Source organism: Pseudomonas sp. Tul2A7, assembly GCF_054790505.1.
This window is the reverse complement of sequence record NZ_CP186499.1, coordinates 4306127-4323432: the sequence shown is the minus strand read 5'-3', so window position 1 is coordinate 4323432 and position 17306 is coordinate 4306127. Positions and strand designations below refer to the sequence as shown.

17 protein-coding genes and 3 pseudogenes are annotated in these 17306 nt (G+C 60.3%); 7 read left to right on the top strand and 13 right to left on the bottom strand.

Going from position 1 to position 17306, the window contains the following annotated elements; all coding sequences use genetic code 11:
- Window positions 1-319 precede the first annotated feature (319 nt).
- Together ACOYXJ_RS19515 and ACOYXJ_RS19510 are read left to right on the top strand one after the other, a co-directional pair.
- Window positions 320-1279, top strand: a complete 960-nt coding sequence (locus ACOYXJ_RS19515; protein ID WP_150795839.1) for a nucleoside-specific channel-forming protein Tsx — start codon at window positions 320-322, stop codon at window positions 1277-1279.
- A gap of 15 nt (window positions 1280-1294) precedes the next feature.
- A complete protein-coding gene (locus tag ACOYXJ_RS19510; RefSeq protein ID WP_460371083.1) occupies window positions 1295-2317 on the top strand; it encodes a purine-nucleoside phosphorylase in 1023 nt (340 codons plus the stop codon).
- Window positions 2318-2439: 122 nt separating this feature from the next.
- Here the strand turns inward: ACOYXJ_RS19510 and ACOYXJ_RS19505 are convergent, their stop codons facing one another.
- The 3 genes from ACOYXJ_RS19505 to ACOYXJ_RS19495 all read right to left on the bottom strand — a co-directional run bounded on the left by ACOYXJ_RS19505 (window position 2440) and on the right by ACOYXJ_RS19495 (window position 4607).
- Window positions 2440-3396, bottom strand: a complete 957-nt coding sequence (locus ACOYXJ_RS19505; protein WP_460371081.1) for a quinone oxidoreductase family protein — start codon at window positions 3394-3396, stop codon at window positions 2440-2442.
- Between the two features lie 30 nt (window positions 3397-3426).
- The gene (locus ACOYXJ_RS19500) at window positions 3427-3600 is read right to left on the bottom strand and encodes a DUF1427 family protein (RefSeq protein ID WP_007969534.1); all 174 of its coding nucleotides are present in this window, start codon (window positions 3598-3600) and stop codon (window positions 3427-3429) included.
- 224 nt (window positions 3601-3824) lie between these two features.
- Entirely contained in the window at window positions 3825-4607 is a 783-nt protein-coding gene (locus ACOYXJ_RS19495) for an AraC family transcriptional regulator (protein ID WP_460371079.1), read from the bottom strand.
- 136 nt (window positions 4608-4743) lie between these two features.
- Here ACOYXJ_RS19495 and ACOYXJ_RS19490 point away from each other — a divergent pair, with 136 nt between their 5' ends.
- Both ACOYXJ_RS19490 and ACOYXJ_RS19485 read left to right on the top strand, forming a co-directional pair.
- Window positions 4744-4971: a DUF6555 family protein gene (locus ACOYXJ_RS19490; RefSeq protein ID WP_007919026.1), complete on the top strand. Its 228-nt coding sequence runs from the start codon at window positions 4744-4746 to the stop codon at window positions 4969-4971.
- 38 nt (window positions 4972-5009) lie between these two features.
- Window positions 5010-5282: a hypothetical protein gene (locus ACOYXJ_RS19485; protein ID WP_150811723.1), complete on the top strand. Its 273-nt coding sequence runs from the start codon at window positions 5010-5012 to the stop codon at window positions 5280-5282.
- A gap of 23 nt (window positions 5283-5305) precedes the next feature.
- On the opposite strand, the gene ACOYXJ_RS19480 is transcribed toward ACOYXJ_RS19485, so the two are convergent.
- The 3 genes from ACOYXJ_RS19480 to ACOYXJ_RS19470 all read right to left on the bottom strand — a co-directional run bounded on the left by ACOYXJ_RS19480 (window position 5306) and on the right by ACOYXJ_RS19470 (window position 7341).
- Window positions 5306-5473 carry a metallothionein gene (locus ACOYXJ_RS19480; protein ID WP_016982823.1) on the bottom strand — a complete coding sequence of 56 codons (168 nt, stop codon included), beginning with the start codon at window positions 5471-5473 and terminating at the stop codon, window positions 5306-5308.
- Between the two features lie 926 nt (window positions 5474-6399).
- A complete protein-coding gene (locus ACOYXJ_RS19475) occupies window positions 6400-6852 on the bottom strand; it encodes a DMT family transporter (RefSeq protein WP_150794919.1) in 453 nt (150 codons plus the stop codon).
- 3 nt (window positions 6853-6855) lie between these two features.
- A complete protein-coding gene (locus tag ACOYXJ_RS19470) occupies window positions 6856-7341 on the bottom strand; it encodes a DMT family transporter (RefSeq protein ID WP_016987941.1) in 486 nt (161 codons plus the stop codon).
- Window positions 7342-7454: 113 nt separating this feature from the next.
- Between ACOYXJ_RS19470 and ACOYXJ_RS19465 the strand changes: the two genes are divergently transcribed.
- Window positions 7455-8390, top strand: coding sequence for a LysR family transcriptional regulator (locus ACOYXJ_RS19465; protein WP_460371075.1), 936 nt, complete (start codon window positions 7455-7457; stop codon window positions 8388-8390).
- A 208-nt stretch (window positions 8391-8598) separates the two neighbouring features.
- On the opposite strand, the pseudogene ACOYXJ_RS19460 reads toward ACOYXJ_RS19465, so the two are convergent.
- From ACOYXJ_RS19460 to ACOYXJ_RS19450, 3 genes and pseudogenes are all read right to left on the bottom strand, one after another.
- Window positions 8599-9192, bottom strand: a pseudogene (locus tag ACOYXJ_RS19460) (methyl-accepting chemotaxis protein); the annotation flags it as partial.
- Window positions 9193-9504: 312 nt separating this feature from the next.
- A pseudogene (locus tag ACOYXJ_RS19455) lies at window positions 9505-10281 on the bottom strand (cache domain-containing protein); the annotation flags it as partial.
- A gap of 201 nt (window positions 10282-10482) precedes the next feature.
- The gene (locus ACOYXJ_RS19450; protein ID WP_122598902.1) at window positions 10483-11799 is read right to left on the bottom strand and encodes a Na+/H+ antiporter family protein; all 1317 of its coding nucleotides are present in this window, start codon (window positions 11797-11799) and stop codon (window positions 10483-10485) included.
- A gap of 184 nt (window positions 11800-11983) precedes the next feature.
- Between ACOYXJ_RS19450 and ACOYXJ_RS19445 the strand changes: the two are divergent.
- Window positions 11984-13414 (top strand): annotated as a pseudogene (locus ACOYXJ_RS19445) (cache domain-containing protein); the annotation flags it as partial.
- A gap of 150 nt (window positions 13415-13564) precedes the next feature.
- Complete coding sequence (locus ACOYXJ_RS19440; RefSeq protein WP_371044236.1) at window positions 13565-14320, top strand: methyl-accepting chemotaxis protein; 756 nt, start codon at window positions 13565-13567, stop codon at window positions 14318-14320.
- A gap of 296 nt (window positions 14321-14616) precedes the next feature.
- Here the strand turns inward: ACOYXJ_RS19440 and ACOYXJ_RS19435 are convergent, their stop codons facing one another.
- The 4 genes from ACOYXJ_RS19435 to ACOYXJ_RS19420 are packed head-to-tail and all read right to left on the bottom strand — an operon-like array spanning window position 14617 to window position 17218.
- Window positions 14617-15930: a sensor histidine kinase gene (locus ACOYXJ_RS19435; RefSeq protein ID WP_137218752.1), complete on the bottom strand. Its 1314-nt coding sequence runs from the start codon at window positions 15928-15930 to the stop codon at window positions 14617-14619.
- Entirely contained in the window at window positions 15927-16595 is a 669-nt protein-coding gene (locus ACOYXJ_RS19430) for a response regulator transcription factor (RefSeq protein ID WP_007915592.1), read from the bottom strand. The genes ACOYXJ_RS19435 and ACOYXJ_RS19430 overlap by 4 nt, the downstream gene beginning before the upstream one ends.
- A 3-nt stretch (window positions 16596-16598) precedes the next feature.
- Window positions 16599-16910, bottom strand: coding sequence for a PepSY domain-containing protein (locus ACOYXJ_RS19425; RefSeq protein ID WP_007915591.1), 312 nt, complete (start codon window positions 16908-16910; stop codon window positions 16599-16601).
- Window positions 16910-17218 carry a PepSY domain-containing protein gene (locus ACOYXJ_RS19420; protein ID WP_150794913.1) on the bottom strand — a complete coding sequence of 103 codons (309 nt, stop codon included), beginning with the start codon at window positions 17216-17218 and terminating at the stop codon, window positions 16910-16912. Before ACOYXJ_RS19420 ends, ACOYXJ_RS19425 begins: the two co-directional genes overlap by 1 nt.
- Between the last annotated feature and the right edge of the window lie 88 nt (window positions 17219-17306).

Genomic DNA, 17306 nt, shown 5'->3' with positions numbered 1-17306 from the left:
CAGCCCGCAAGCACTGGTCTGAGGGCGATACAAAACCTGTGGGAGCGAGCCTGCTCGCGAAAGCGGTGGGTCAGTTGAGAACTGCTTTTCTGACATCCAGCCTTCGCGAGCAGGCTCGCTCCCACAGGGAACTTCGAGTGCGCAAAACCGTACCTGACCGCCCCATCAGCAAATGCTGTGAAACCTTCGAAATTTCAGAGCATTGAGAAAACTGGTACGCCTTGTGCAAACGTTTGCGTAACGTCAATCCCAACATTTTCGTAACAAAACCGTACAAGCCCACGGAACACGGGCCTTGATCTGTAAAAAAGGACTTTGAATGCCCATCGCATGCCCTTTTCGCGCACCTTTCTCGTGCACGTTTGCTGTTTCCCTGCTACTGACCGGCGTTACCGGACTTCTCAGCCACAGCGCTTTGGCGCAACCGGCCGCCAAGGAAGAATCCGCCCAGGGCGAAGCGCTCAGCCCCGAAGCCAGCCCGCCGAAAAAAGGCGCCTACCTGTCGGACTGGTACAACCAGGACCTGATGCTGATCGGCAGCAAAGACATCAGCTTCGGCCCGCAACCGGCCGACGACATCTATCTGGAATACGAGTACTTCGGCCGCAAAGGTCCGTTCGAGTTGTACGGCTACATCGACATCCCGAAGATCTTCAACATCGGCAACAGCCACGACAAAGGCGTGTGGGATCACGGCTCACCAGTGTTTATGGAACACGAACCGCGTATCTCCATTGATTACCTCGCCGGCCGCAGCCTGGCCATCGGCCCGTTCAAGGAATGGTACGTCGCGTTCGACTGGATCTACGACCACGGCAGCCGCAAGGAGAACCGCGCCAACACGCTCTACAGCGGTTTCGGCACCGACATCGACACCCACTCGCGGGTCAATCTGTCGGCCAACCTGTACGGTCGCTATCAGTGGGAAAACTACGGCGCCAGCAATGAATATTCCTGGGACGGCTACCGTGCGCAACTGAAGTACATCGTGCCGATCGACAAATTCAGCAACGGCGCGTCGCTGACTTACATCGGCTTCACCAACTTCGATTTCGGCTCGGACATCCACAAGGACAACCCGGCGCGCACGGCCAATGCGACGGTAGCGACCAACGTCTTGCTCTATTCGTTCACCCACTTGCGCTTCACTCTGGTCGGCCGTTACTTCCACAACGGCGGCAACTGGGAGGACGGCAGCGAGCTGAATTTTGGCGACGGCAATTTCCGCGCGCGTTCCAACGGCTGGGGTTACTACGCCGGTGTCGGTTATCAATTCTGAATTGAGGAGTTTTCCATGCAAGCAATGATGCGTTTGACCCTGGCCGGTGCGGCCCTGCTCACTTCCACCGCATGGGCGGCCGAGGCACCGATACAACCGAAAGTCGTGCTGATCACCATGTTCGCCCCCGAGGCGCAGCATTGGATCGACCGCCTCGAGCTGAAACAGGAAATCCGCGTACCGGGTCTGTCGGCCGAGTACCCGAACATCCGCTGCAACGCGCAGCAGGTCTGCCTGTTGACCACCGGCATGGGTCAGACCAACGCCGCCGCCTCAACGCTGGCATTGGCCTTGTCGCCGAAATTCGACCTGCGCAAAAGCTACTTCCTGATCGCCGGCATTGCTGGGATCAGCCCGAAACATGGGACCATCGGCACCGCTGCATGGGCGCACTATCTGGTGGAGTTCGGCACGCAATGGGAGATCGATTCGCGTGATGCGCCGTCGACCTGGCCGACCGGCTACCTGGGCATCAACACCAAAGGCCCGGACGAAAAACCGCCGCTGGACTACAAGACCGAAGTCTTTGAACTCAATCCGAAACTGCAGGCCAAGGCGTTCGCCCTGAGCCACAAGGTCGAGCTGAGCGAAAGCAAGGAGTCCGCCGCGTGGCGTCTGAAATATCCTTCGGCACCGGCCAATCAGCCGCCGGTGGTGACGCGCTGCGACACACTGGCGGGCAACACCTGGTTTTCAGGCACGCGCCTGAGCGAACGGGCCGAGGTCTGGACCAAACTGCTGACCGACAACAAGGGCGAATACTGCACGACGCAGCAGGAAGACAACTCCACCTATGAGGCCTTGCTGCGTGCCAGTCGCGAAGGTCTGGTCGACGTGCAACGCCTTGCCGTGGTGCGCGCCGGCTCCGACCTTGACCGCCCGGAGCCGGGTGGCAGTGAAGTGGACAACCTGCTCAAGTACGCCGATCAGGGCGGTTTTGTGCCGGCGCTAGAGAACCTCTATCGCGCGGGTAATCCGCTGGTGCAGGACATCCTGAAGAACTGGTCGGCGTGGGAAAACGGCGTCCCGCAAACCTAAGCCCGACACCCATCTAATGTAGGAGTGAGCCTGCTCGCGATAGCGGTGTGTCAGTTTAATCATGAGTGACTGATACACCGCTATCGCGAGCAGGCTCACTCCTACACGGGTTTTGCGGTGGGTCAGGGAATGAGGATGACCTTGTCGCCGCTGCCCAGATTCACATCGCCATAACGCTGTAGTCCCTCGGCCAACGGCACCTCGACCAACCCTTGCGGCAACGGCAACAAGCCTTCATCGAAGAACCGCCCGAACTGCTCCAGCATCGCCGCACACGCTGCAACGCCATACAGCAACGAATTGATCCCAACCACCGAACCGCCCTTGCGATACAGCGCCAGTGCCGGCAGTTGCACATGCCCGTCCACCGGCGCGGCGATGATCGCGATCCGGCCGAAGCTAGCCAATGCCGCCACCGACGCTGGCAACCAGAAACCGGTGGTGTCGAAGATCACATCGGCGCCGCCGCGATACACCGCGTTGACCTGTGCGCCGAGGTCTTCCGGCTTATCCAGCTGAATTGTCTGATAACCCTGCGCCTGCAAATCCGCGACCTGCTCGGGTCGGCGCGCCGCTGCCAGCAATTGCGCGCCACGCACCTTCGCTAGCGCCAATGCTGCGGTCGCTACCGCCCCGCCGCCGATCACCAGCAAACGCGTTTCAGCCGTTACCAGACTGCGTTCCAGCGCATCCCACGCCGTGGTGTACGGCACGCCGAGGCTGGCGGCCTGAGTAAAACTCAGGTGCGACGGTTTGTGTGCGACGCCGTTGGCCGGCAGTTTGACGAACCCGGCGTGGGTGCCATCGGCGAAAAACCCCAGCTCACGACCGGTGCCCCAGACTTCCTGACCGATCAGCGTCTGTGGGCCTTCAATCACAACACCGGCGAAATCCCGACCGGGAATCCGTGGCAGCGTGGTGTAGGGAAAACGGCCGAGGACGTTTTTCACATCGCTGGGATTCAGGCCGGCAGCCTTGATCTGTACCAGCACTTCGTCAGCGCCGGGTACCGGGGTCGGCACCTCGACATAGCGCAGGGAAGACAGGTCACCGGTTTTATCGAATTGCAGTGCTTTCATGGGGACATCCACCAAAGGAAAAGAGGAGATTCAGGACAACCAACCCGCGACCAGTTGCCGGCCCATCGGCCACAACTGCTCACCGGCCAACATGCCGAGCAAACCCACCAACGCGATGGCCGGTGGCGCGGGAGAACGGAAATCCAGCGCGCCGTACAACAGGCCGACGCCCAGACCGATGGCCAGCGAAATCAGGTAGTTCATGGGGAGGAACTCCGCCCGTGGAAAGGAATGGGCAGAGTCTAGGGAATCGGCGGGGATGGCATCGGCCAAGGACTTCTGAATTTCGGACAAGTATCGGATGCACACCACAGAACCCTGTGGGAGCGAGCCTGCTCGCGAAGGCGGTGTGTCAGTGAAGGATGAGTCAGCTGATCCATCGCATTCGCGAGCAGGCTCGCTCCCACATTGGATCTGCGCTGGTTTGATTAATCCTGTTCCACTATGAATTGCGAGGGGGCGACACCCAATTCGCGGCGGAACATGTCACTGAAACTGCTGGGCGAGTAGCCGAGTTCCCGGGCAATCACACTCACCGCCACGCCCTGAATCAACTCTGCCACCGCCGTCGCCAGTTGCACCTGCCGCCGCCATTCGGCGAAGCCCATGCCGAGGCTGTCCTTGAACAACCGCGCCAGCGTGCGCACGCTGGCCCCGGCGTTTTCCGCATGCTGCTCGAATGGAATCTCTAGCGACGGCGCGGCCATCACCGCCTGACACAGATTCATCAAACGTCGGTCGGAGTCATCCGGCATGGGGATCTTCAACTGCGAACGCCGTGCGCGTTTCAGCTCCAGCAAGGCCAACCCGACCAGCGCCTCGTAATACGCCGGATCCCCGCTATCACCCTGCTCCACCAGCCCGACAATCAACTCGCGCAGCAACCCACAGACCTCGATCACCTGCACCGTCGTGTCCAGCGTCGCCGCCAACGCCGGGCGCAGGTAGATATTGCGCATCTGCAGATCCGACACCACCCGAATCCCGTGCGGCACACCCGGCGGCAACCACACTGCGCGTTGCGGCGGCACCACCAGCGCTTCGTGCGGCGTCTCGACCCACATCACCCCGCTCATCGCATACAGCAACTGTCCCCAGACATGCTCGTGCGGCTCGATAAACAAGCCGCGCGGATAGGTACGCGCCAGCGGCTGCACGGGCACATCGGTATCACTGAGATCGGGGGGCGTGGCGAGGGCCATGGCGAGCATTCATTGGGCTTGGCGGGAACGCCATGGTAACCAGTGCGCCACAGCGTCGCCAACGATAGATACCGTCGGACAATCCGAGTGAATTTTCCCGATGCGCCGCGATCCCTCTATTACCACAGGGAGGAATACGGGCTTTATGAACAACGCAAAACTGTATGTCATCGAATACACCCTTCACGGCACGCCCAAGTCGTTCATTATCCGCTCGGACAAAATGGACAACACCGAGGCGTGGCATTGGGCGAGTTGCGACGCCGGGGTCGGCCGCATCCCGCGCTTTGGCCGTGAGAAGGTGCAGAAGACCAGCAAACCGATGGCGGAAAAATTCGGCGTGGAAAACGTCGTCTGGCGACCGACCAGCTAAGCTCAGCTGGCGATCGGCATCATTCGGGGGAATGCACCATGACCAATATCAGCAGCCCGGCGCATCTGGACTACGGCCTTGATACGTTGTTCGGGCGTATCACCAAAAGCGTGGACTGCCGCGTTGGGCTGGAGGCGGTCGTAGATGATCCGTTTCGCTTTGCGCTGCGGGTGCCGGCACCGCTGCCGGAAGACCTTGATCAAGCGAAAACCGTGGTGGTCAGGGTTGAAGGGCGAAGGCTGCAAGGTACGGTGCGGCATGCGGAGCGGCTGGATGATGAGAGCCTGAAACTGGAAGTGGAGCCTGATTAGGCTCCACTTTTTTATGGGTGCTGTTATTTCGGATGGGCGCAATGGCAGCCTTTGCTTGAACATTCTTCGCCACTTTTGTGGTGGTGGGCGCAGGCTTCGCAGCAATAGTGTTTGCCGTGGACGGCGTAGGAATGATCGCCTTCCTTGATCGTGCATTTGCAGTTGGGACAATCGCATTTTCTATCAGGCATGGGGGCAGACTCCTTGGGTGGTGGTTGTCTGGGGCTTGAAGGGCAAGCCGTGATAACCAGTGTAGAAGCTGCCGGAGATTTGGGGATTTGGGGGGTTGGGGGCATATCCGTTGCTGCGGGTGTTGCCGCTGGCGGTTTCGCTCTTACAGCGACTCACTTTTCCAGACGCCGAAAAGTAAGCAAAAGGCTTTGCCCCTGGCGTACGGCACTTCGCTGAGGCTCAGTGTTCCCTCGCTACGGTGTCCATCCGGGGGCATCGCCTACGGTTTGCTTCGCTGCACCTCCTCTCGATGAATGCGGCTGCGCCGCACGGCGCTGCGCGCCTACCCCCGGATGAACACCTTCGCTCGGCCTGCCGAAGGGGCAAAAGATCAAAAGCCGAAGCAAGATCAAGAGCCAGATCAAGAGCCCCTCACCCTAGCCCTCTCCCGGAGGGAGAGGGGACTGACCGGGGTGTTTGGGGGAGGTACGCCGACGTGAAATACCGAGTCGAACTCAGATCTTGAAAAACACCCAAATCGGCCCCCTCTCCCTCTGGGAGAGGGCTGGGGTGAGGGGCAAACACACCACAAATCAAAAGCCGAACACCCGCTCTTCACCACTCAAGGCCGAGTGTCAGCTCGCCTGCTTTTGATCTTGATCCACGGGCGACGTCGGAAGGCTGAGTGGAGGGATTGATCCGGGCGTGGGAGCGCAGCGACCGTTTGGCGCAGCCAAACACAGCGGGAGTAGGTGCAGCGCAGCAAACCGGAGACGCTGCGCCCGGATCGATCCCGCAGCGAAGGAACCCCGAGCCCCAGCGAGCGGGCCGCACGTAGGAGCAAGCCTTTTTGGTTACTTTTTCGGCGTCTGGAAAAAGTGACCCGCCGTAAGGGCGGAACCCTAATCAGCAACACCCAAAGCAACGGATATGCCCCCAATCCAAATCACTCAGCAGCACGCGAACTCCGATACATAAACACCAAAGCCACCCCCAAACACACCATCGCCAAAATCCGCGAACCAGACAGCTCAATCGCCGGATTCCCCAACCAGCCAAAATTATCAATCAACATCCCCATCCCCAACTGCCCGACAATCACCGCCACTGTCGCCACAGCCGTCCCCACCACCGGCACCGCCCCGACCATCACCATCATGTACACCACGCCAAACAACGCCCCGGTCAACTGCCACTTCGGCACATCCAAAAGACTCACCGCATGCGCCGGCTCAAAAAACAAAATCAACAAACCGGTCGAAACCGCGCCCACAACGAATGTCAGCAAACTACTGCGCAACACCCCAACGCTCTCGCCCAGACGCCCATTGATCGCCGCCTGCACACTCAACACCGCACCGGCCAACACCACCACCGCCAACAAAATAATCAGACTCATCACTCACCCCCGCGCAATCAAAACCAAAGCCACCACAATCAACCCCAACGCCAGCCACCGCTCGGCATTGACCTTCTTGCGCGTCGCCCCGAACCAGCCGAAATGGTCAATCAACACACTCTTGCCTACCTGACCCGACAGAATCGCGATCATCGTCATGGCAATGCCGATGTGCGGCGTCGCCAGGGTCAGCACCACCACATACATCGGCCCCAGAAACCCGCCAATCAACTGCCAACGCGGCAGATCAGTCAGTGCCGGCCCCTTCTGCGGCCCCGCAAACAACAACAGCAAAAACAGAATCGCCGAGCCGACCCCGAAGATGCTCAAGGTCGCCCACAGATGCCCGACCTGAACCCCCAACGGCCCGAGCAATCCGGCCTCCACCGACAAGCCCATGCCCGCGAGAATCACCAGCGGCAGCAACAACAAGCGCAATCCGGATTTCGTCGCCGGTGCGCTGACACTCACCTCATCCAACGTCTGCATAAACAACATTCCACTCAAGTAAACGATGGCGCGGATTATCGGCTGGCCAAGCTGTGCGATAAATGGGAGCATCCGGACAACACTTTTGCGCAACTCGCACAGCAGGACGAACGATGCACGGGCTCAACGAACTTGGATTCAAAGCGCTAAGGCTGTTTGTCGCGGTGCTCGACCACGGCAGTTTCTCCGAAGTGGCCCGCCGTGAAGGCGTGGCGCCCTCCTCGATCTCCCGGCAGATCCAGTTGATGGAACAGGCGCTGAACCAGCAATTGCTCTACCGCCACACCCGCGCCGTCACGCCGACCGAAGCCGGGCGCATGCTCGGTCACCATGCGCGGCTCGTGCTGGTGCAACTGGAAGAAGCCGAACAGGCGTTGCAGGAGCAGCAAAGCGAACCCACGGGCCTGGTGCGCATCAACGCCCCGGTGGTGTTCGGCCAACGGCATCTGACGCCGTGGCTGGGCCAGTTGTGCGCGCGCTATCCGAAGCTGCAACTGGATATCCAGCAGACTGACCATTACGTCGACCCGCTTCAGGAAGGCGCGGATCTGCTATTTCGCATCGGCCCGTTGCACGACTCGAGCATGCAGGCACGGATTGTGGCGCCGCACCGTTTTCAGGTCGCAGCCAGCCCGGCTTATCTCAAGCGCCACGGTACGCCGCAGAAACCCGAAGATCTGGCGCAACACCAATGCCTGGCTTACAAAGGCGCGACCGGCCAGCAGCGCTGGTTTTTCCGCCGCGATGGCGAGGACTGGACGCCGTATTCGGTGAAGGGCCCGATCACCGGCAACCACGCCGACACCCTCACCCAAGCGGCCGAGCAAGGTTTGGGGCTGGTGATGTTTCCGTCGTGGTTGATTGGTGAAGCGGTGCGCGATGGCACGCTGGTGCCGGTGCTGGGGGAATATCAGGTGTCGAACAGTCTGGAGCCGCAGCAGATTGCGGTGTTGTGGCCGGGGAGCCGGAGGTTGTCGGTGAAGGTGCGGACGGTGATTGATTTCTTTATCGAATGCTTTGGTGAGGTGCCCTATTGGGATAGACCTTGAGGGGCTGAAGATCAAGAGCCCCTCACCCTAGCCCTCTCCCGGAGGGAGAGGGGACTGATTGGGGGATATTGCAGGCATGCACTGACCTGAAAGCTCTGCTGTGAATCCATAATCGACTCGATTTCTCAGGTCGATGGATGACACAAGACACCTCGGTCAGTCCCCTCTCCCTCCGGGAGAGGGTTAGGGTGAGGGGCTTTTCAGGCGGTCAGATACGGAACTGACCCACGAGTTTGCCAAGGCGCTGCCCCAGCTCCGCCAAACTACGCGAAGTCTGTGCACCCAGCTGCGTCTCATCGGCCACGCTGTCCACCGCCACCGCAATCTGATGCACGCTGCGGTTGATCTCTTCGGCCACCGCCGTCTGCTCTTCCGCCGCGCTGGCAATCTGCGCGTTCATCGAGTTGATCGTCGCAATCAACGATGCCATCGCATCCAGCGAAGCCCCGGCCTGATTGGCTTGCTGTGAAGTGCCGTCACCCGCTTCGCTGGAACGGCGCATCGCCTCGACCGCCGATTGCGTGCCCGCCTGCAAACGATCGATCATGCCCTGAATTTCCTGGGTGCTGATCTGCGTGCGACTGGCCAATGCCCGCACTTCGTCCGCCACCACGGCAAAGCCGCGTCCGGCCTCGCCAGCGCGCGCCGCTTCGATCGCCGCGTTCAGCGCCAGCAGGTTGGTCTGTTCGGCGATCGAACGAATCACCCCGAGCACACCCACAATCGACGTCACGTCCTGCTGCAGGCTGTCGAGCGACACGCCGCTGCTGCGGATGTCATCGACCAGCGCATGAATCTGTTTGATGCTGCCGGCTACCACACGCTTGGCGCTCTGGCCTTCTTCGTCGGTCTGCTGAGCAGCGACAGCGGCGTTCTGCGCGCTCTTCGCTACTTCTTGTGCGGCGGCGGACATTTCATTGATGGCGGTGGCGACCTGATCGGTTTCGTGACGCTGACGCTCCATCGCCTGATCCGAACGCTGGGCCTGATCGGACACTTGCGTCACCAGACCGGTCAGTTGCGTGGTCATCTCGGTGATCTGCCGCACCAGGCCATGGATCTTGTCGACGAAGCGGTTGAACGAGCCAGCCAGTTCGCCGAGTTCGTCCTGACTGGTGATGTTCAGTCGGCGGGTCAGATCGCCCTCACCCGCCGCGATGTCATCGAGGTTGGCTTTCATCAGGGTCAACGGGCGCAAAATGGTATTGGCCAACAGCATTCCCGCCGCCGCGATCACCAACAGCACCACCACCGCCACGCCGACGATGCTCAGCACCACGCCTTGCATGCGTTCCTGCACCTGCGCTTCGACCAACGCTACTTGCGCTTCGATGCCGTCGAGGTTGACGGACGTACCGACGGCCATGTCCCACTTCGCCAGATATTCGGTGTAACCGAGTTTCGGCACTAGCACCTTGGCATTCCCCGGCAGCGGCGAGCTGTATTGCAGATAGTGCGTGCCGTCCTTCGCCACTTTCACCAGACCGAGATTGACGTAAACGCCATTCGGATCGCGGTTGTCCTTGAAACTTTTGCCCACGCCTTCAGGGTCATTGGCCTTGAACAGGCGCACGGTCTCGGAGTCGTAGCCGAAGAAGTAGCCGTCCTTGCCGTAGCGAATGCCCGACAGCAGTTTGATCGCCTGTGCGCGTGCCTCGTTGTCACCCGGCGCGGCCGCGTCGTACAACGGTTTGATCGTGGTCATGGCCACGGCGACGTAACTTTGCAGAGTGGCTTTGGCATCGCCGAGCAGGCGTTCGCGGGTCTGTTCGACCTCTTTGTGCGCCTGTTCCTGGAGGATGAACAGCGTGGTCAGGCTGATGACCAGCGCAAAGAGCAACACCGGGAGAACGGCGAGGGAGAGGACTTTAGCCTTGAGGCTCAGGCGCATTGTGGGAGCTCACTCTTTTGGTTTTATTGGCGTGGTTAAAGGCTTTAACGGCACGCCATCACAAAAGTTGAGCTTCGGTATGAGGATCGTTCCCACGCTCTGCGTGGGAATGCAGCCCCGGACGCTCCGCGTCCAACAACGTGACGCAGAGCGTCACAAGAGGCATTCCCACGCAGAGCGTGGGAACGATCACCGGCGGGTTCAGAGAACCATCGCGGCTACCCAGCCGAACGCCAGCAACGGCAGGTTGTAGTGCAGGAACGTCGGCACCACGGTGTCCCAGATGTGGTGATGCTGACCGTCAATGTTCAGCCCGGAGGTCGGGCCCAGCGTCGAATCCGAAGCAGGCGAACCGGCGTCGCCCAGTGCGCCGGCGGTACCAACGATGCACACGATAGCGATCGGGCTGAAGCCCAGTTGCACGCACAGCGGCACGAAAATCACCGCCAGGATCGGTACGGTCGAGAAGGACGAGCCGATGCCCATGGTCACCAGCAAACCCACCAGCAACATCATCAAGGCACCGATGCCCTTGCTGTGATCGATCCACGCCGCCGACGTTTGCACCAGTGTCTGCACTTCCCCGGTGGCCTTGATCACTTCGCCGAAACCGGAAGACGCGATCATGATGAAGCCGATCATCGCCATCATCTTCATGCCTTCGGTGAACAGATCATCGGTCTCGCGCCACTTGACGATGCCCGATGCCGAGAAGATCAGAAAGCCGACCAGCGCGCCGATAATCATCGAGTCCAGCAGCAACTGCACAATGAACGCGGCGGCAATCGCCACCCCGGCAATCGCCAGGCTCAGTGGGTTGTACTGCACCGCCACCTGTTCGACTTGCTCGATCTTCGCCAGGTCATAAACGCGTTTCTTGCGGTAGCTGATAAAGGCAATGCCCAGCCCCACCAACATGCCCAGCGCCGGAATGCCCATGGCGTGGGTGACGTTGATGCCACTGATGTCGACACCACTGCGCGCAACATTTGCCAACAAAATCTCATTGAGGAAAATGTTACCGAAACCTACCGGGAGGAACATGTACGGCGTGATCAGACCGAACGTCATGACGCAGGCGATCAAACGGCGATCAAGTTGCAGCTTGGTCAGTACATAGAGAAGTGGCGGCACCAGCAGCGGAATGAACGCGATGTGGATCGGCAGGATGTTCTGCGAAGCGATCGCCACCACCCACAACAGGCCGATCAACAGCCATTTGACGCTGCCACCGCCCGTCGCATGTTGCCGGTCGACCATCGCCAACGCCTTATCGGCCAAGGCGTGGGCCAGGCCGGACTTGGCAATCGCCACGGCGAAAGCGCCGAGCAACGCGTAGGACAACGCCACCGTAGCGCCGCCGCCCAGGCCACTGTTGAACGCCTTGAGCGTGGCGTCGATGCCCAGACCACCGGTCAGACCGCCGACCAGCGCGCCGACGATCAAAGCGATCACCACGTGCACGCGGGACAGGCTGAGAATCAGCATGACGCCGACTGCCGCTATGACTGCATTCATTTCACTACCTCGAAAAACACTGCGGTGGAAACCACACCGCCAGACAGGATGAGTCCGCACAGGTTGACCGGCGGATTTGCAAAGAGGGTCTTATTAGAAGGGCGCGCACTGTGCCGCAGAGTGGCCGCAGTGTCAAAGCTACGGGGTGATTGATCGTTCCCACGCTCTGCGTGGGAATGCCTCAATGGACGCTCTGCGTCCGCTTTGGGACGCGGAGCGTCCGGGGCTGCATTCCCACGCAGAGCGTGGGAACGATCACGTACAAAGCATGACAGTGCGGCAATTGGTCATATTGTGTTTCAAGGATAAAGAAAGCCGATTTGAGGCCGTTACAGTGCAAAGTCTCAGATATTTATCGAATAAGGACGTCCCCATGTCGCTCAGACAACTTTCCATCCAATGGAAAATCACCCTGCTCGCCGGCCTCTGCCTGGCGGGTATCGTGACCCTGTTGGTCGGTCTTTCGCTGTATCGCATGGAGCACAGTTCTGAACTGGTGAAAGCTTCGAGCATGGAAATGCTCACCGAGTCGGCGCAAGCGCGCATCGAGTCGCAAGGTGAAGTGCAGGCCGCCGGCATTCGCCAGCAGTTCATGGACGCCTATCAATACGGCCACGGCTTCTCGCGGCAGGTGCTGTTCCTGCGCGAACAGGCCGAGAAGCGCTTCCTCGATGCCTTCGACCTGCGTGAGGACATGACCCGTCAGGTCAAATCGGCGCTGCAAGCCAACCCGGACTTGCTCGGCCTGTCGCTGGTGTTCGAAGCCAACGCCCTGGACGGCAAGGACGAACTGTTCGCCGGCCAAGCCGAATTGGGCAGCAATGACAAAGGCCGTTTCGCCCTGTACTGGTCGCAACCGACCCCAGGCAAAGTCACCTCGATGGCCCTGCCGGAAAGCGACATGGCCGACACCAGCACCGGCCCTAGCGGCCAAGCTGCGAACGCCTGGTTTACCTGCCCGCGTGCCACGCTCAAACCGTGCGTAATCGAACCGTACTTCTATGTGATCGACGGCCAGAAGGTGCTGATGACCAGCATCGTCTTCCCGCTGATGGTCAACGGCAAAGTCATCGCCTCGCTGTCGGTCGATATCAACCTCAACAGCCTGCAAGCGATCAGTCAGGGCGCGAGCAAGAAGCTCTATGACGGCCAGACCGCCGTGAGCATCATCAGCCCCGCCGGCCTGCTCGCCGGTTACAGCCCGGACGCCGGCAAACTCAGCCAGCGTCTGGATACCGTGGATAAAGTCAGCGGCGCCGAACTGCTGAGCAAACTCGCTTCCAGCAGCAGCGTCAGCAGCCTGCACAGCAACGGTCAGTTGAAAGTGCTGTCACCGTTTCCGCCGATTCCCGGCGGCCCGTCGTGGGGCGTGTTGCTTGATGTGCCGGAGAAAGTTCTGGTCAGCCGCGCCGAGGCGCTCAAGCAACAATTGGATGCCAGCAATAACTCGGGCACTTTGATCGAACTGAGCCTCGGCGTGCTGGCGGCGTTGATCGGTTTGCTGCTGGTGTGGCTGATGGCGCGCAGCGTGACCAGACCGATCCTCGGCGTGGCACACATGCTCGAAGACATTGCCAGCGGTGAAGGCGATCTGACCCGCCGTCTGGCCTACGACAAGCAGGACGAACTGGGTCAGTTGGCCGGTTGGTTCAACAAGTTCCTCGATAAGTTGCAGCCGATCATCGCCGAGGTGAAGCGTTCGGTGCAGGATGCGCGCAACACCGCCGATCAATCCTCGGCCATTGCCACCCAGACCAGCGCCGGTATGGAACAGCAATACCGTCAGGTCGATCAGGTCGCCACTGCCTCCCACGAAATGAGCGCCACCGCACAAGACGTCGCCCGCAGCGCCGCACAAGCTGCCGAGGCTGCCAAGGATGCCGATCGCGCTACCCGTCAGGGCCTGACCGTGATCGACCGCACCACCGCGAGCATCGACACCCTCGCCGCCGACATGAGCGCAGCGATGGTGCAGGTCGAAGGCCTTGCCGCCAACAGCGAGAAGATCGGCGCGGTGCTGGAAACCATTCGGGCCATCGCTGAACAGACCAACCTGCTGGCGCTCAACGCTGCGATCGAAGCGGCGCGTGCCGGTGAGGCCGGACGTGGTTTTGCCGTGGTCGCCGACGAAGTCCGCAACCTCGCCCGCCGCACACAGGAGTCGGTGGAAGAAACCCGTCAGGTCATCGAGCAGTTGCAGAGCGGTACGCAGGATGTGGTCGGGTCGATGGGCAACAGCCATCGTCAGGCTCAGGGTAGCGTTGAACAGGTTGGCCAGGCCGTGACCGCGCTACGCCAGATTGGCGATGCGGTGACGGTGATCAGTGACATGAATCTGCAGATTGCCAGTGCCGCTGAAGAGCAGAGTGCGGTGGCTGAGGAGATCAACAACAACGTGGCGACGATTCGTGACGTGACGGAGTCGTTGTCCGGGCAGGCGAATGAGTCGGCGCGGGTGAGCCAGTCGCTCAATAGTCTGGCGAATCAGCAGCAGAGTTTGATGGATCAGTTTCGGGTGTGATTCGCAGGTTGCGGGGTGTCAGTGGGATTCCCCCCTCACCCCAGCCCTTTCCCCCCAAGGGGGGCGAGGGGGAAAGGGAGCCGATCTCCATGTTATTCAAGACCTGAGTTCGGCTCCATATTTCAGATCACGGTGATGCTTTCAAACCTGAGTTCAGACTCGGTGTTTCAAATCACGGTGATGCTTTCAAAACCTGAATTCGGCTCGGTATCTCACGTCGGCGTAACTCGAACATACACCTCGGTCAGTCCCCTCTCCCTCCGGGAGAGGGTTAGGGTGAGGGGCTTCTAAAAGACTCACCGCCGAGGCAACTCGATCACCACCTTCAACCCGCCCCACTCACTCTCGCCCAACACCAGCAACCCGCCCCAGGTCTCGACAATATCGCGGACAATCCCCAGCCCCAGGCCATGCCCGTGGGTCTGCTCATCCAGCCGCGTCCCCCGGCTGAACACCTCAGTGCGCTGTTCTTCGGGAATCCCCGGGCCGTCATCTTCCACGCTCAGGGCAAAGCCGTCCGTACGTTCAATCACACTCAGGCGCACTTCGGCATCCGCCCACTTGCAGGCGTTATCCAAAAGATTACCGAGCAACTCGAGCAAATCCTCCCGATCCCACGGCAACTGCAACCCCGCCGGCGCAACATAACTCAGCGCCAGATGCTCGCCATGAATCATGTTCAACGTCGCCAGCAACCCCGGCAGCTCCGCATCGCAATCAAACAGCGCCCCCGGCAGTGCATCACCGGACAGCCGTGCGCGGTTCAATTCACGATTGAGCCGTTGCTGCACCTGCTCCAGCTGTTCCTTGAGGACCTTGCGCAGCTCAGGATGGGCATCGAGTTTTTCGCTGGAGGCCAGGCTCAATAACACCGCCAGCGGCGTTTTCAAGGCGTGCCCGAGATTGCCCAAGGCATTGCGTGAACGCTTGAGGCTGTCTTCAGTGTGCGCGAGCAAATGGTTGATCTGCGCCACCAGCGGCTCCAGCTCCACCGGCACCTGATCATCCAGTTGCGAACGCTGGCCCTGCTGCAATTGCGCGATCTGCTCGCGAGCCCTTTCCAGCGGCTTCAACGCGCGGCGCACGGTCAATCGCTGCAAGAACAGAATCAACAGCAATGCCGCCAGCCCCATGCCCAGACCGATCTGGCGCATGCGCTGGAAGCTCTCGCGCACGGGGGTGTAATCCTGCGCGACGCTGATCGAAATCGACTGGCCCAAGCGCCGATAATCCGAGCGCAGCACCAGCAACTGTTGGCCGTCCGGGCCCAGTTGCAGATTGCTGTGCAGACCGGGATGGTCGAGCAGCGGCAGGTCCTGATCCCACAACGAACGCGAACGCCAATGGCTGTCGGCAAAGTCGATCCGGAAGTAATGCCCGGAAAACGGCCGCTGATAGGCCGGTGACAAATGCCGCTCATCCAGTTGCAGGCCTTGCGGCCCACGCACCAATGCCACCAGCAAACTTTCGCTGTCGTTGCGCAAACCGGCTTCGAGATAACGCTGCAACCCCACTTCGAACAACCACAGACTGGTTTGCGCCACCACCACACCGACGACCACCATCACGCTGATCAAACCCAGGCTCAAGCGGCGCTGGATCGACCTCACGAAGCTTGCCCGCCGAACAGGTAACCCTGGCCGCGACGGGTTTCGATCACGCTTTTGCCGAGCTTGCGCCGCAGGTGATTGACGTGCACTTCGAGGACGTTGGAGTCGCGCTCGGTTTCACCGTCGTAGAGGTGTTCGGCGAGGTGGCTTTTGGAGAGAATCTGCTCAGGGTGCAGCATGAAATAGCGCAACAGGCGGAATTCCGCAGCGGTCAGTTGAATGTCGGCGCCGTCGCGAACCACGCATTGCCGACCCTCGTCCAGATGCAGGCCGGCCGCCTGCAATGTCGGCTGATTGGCCTGGCCTTTGGAGCGGCGCAACAATGATTGAATGCGCAGTTGCAGCTCTTCAGGGTGGAACGGTTTGGTCAGGTAATCATCGGCACCGGCCTTCAGGCCTTCGATGCGCTCGGCCCATGAATCGCGGGCCGTGAGGATCAGCACCGGAATTGCCAGACCACCGGCGCGCCACTGCGCCAGCACCTCAAGCCCTGGCACGCCCGGCAGGCCGAGGTCGAGAATGATCAGGTCATACGGCTCGCTGCTGCCCTGATACAGCGCATCACGACCGTCCGCCAGCCAATCCACCGCGTAGCCTTGGCGTTGCAGGCCGGCGAGCAGTTCGTCGGCCAGCGGTACGTGGTCTTCCACCAATAGCAAACGCATCGATCAATCTTCCTTGTCTTTCACAAGTTCGCCGGTATCGGCCTTCAAATGCAGCTCACGGGCGACACCTTCGACGGTGAGCAACTCGACTTCATAAATGTAGACGTCGTGTTTTTCTTCCAGCTCGACTTCCAGCAACTTTGCGCCGGGATAGCGATCCATCGCCTGCTGCAGCACTTGCTCCAGCGGCAGGATCACGCCCTGCTTACGCAAATCAAGCGCTTCGTCCGGGCCGAGGTCGCGAGCCATCGCCGTCGAGCAACACATCACCAGCGCCAACGCCGTGCGGCGGGTGGCGCGAACATTAACCTTCATTACGTATCCTGATGATCCTTGAGAACCTGCCCAGTCACCGCGTCTAATTCCAGATCCCACTCCAGCCCTTGGGGATCACGCATTTCGATCTGGTAGATGTACTTGCCGTACTGCTCTTCCAGCTCGGTGTCGGTGATCGTCGAGCCCGGATGTTTGGCCAGCGCGGTGGCGTTGAGCTTCTCGAAGGAGACGATAGTACCAGCGTCGCGCAGACGCAGGGCTTCGTCAGGGCCGAGATCGCGGGCGTGGGCGAGGCTGGCAGTAAAACCAATGATCGAGGCAATGGACAGGGCAGTCAGGGCTTTCATGGGGTCTCCGTATTTTTATGTGTTGCTTACGGTGGGCACCTTAGCGGGATGAACTTAACTGAAACTGAATTGCCATCATTGCTCTGAA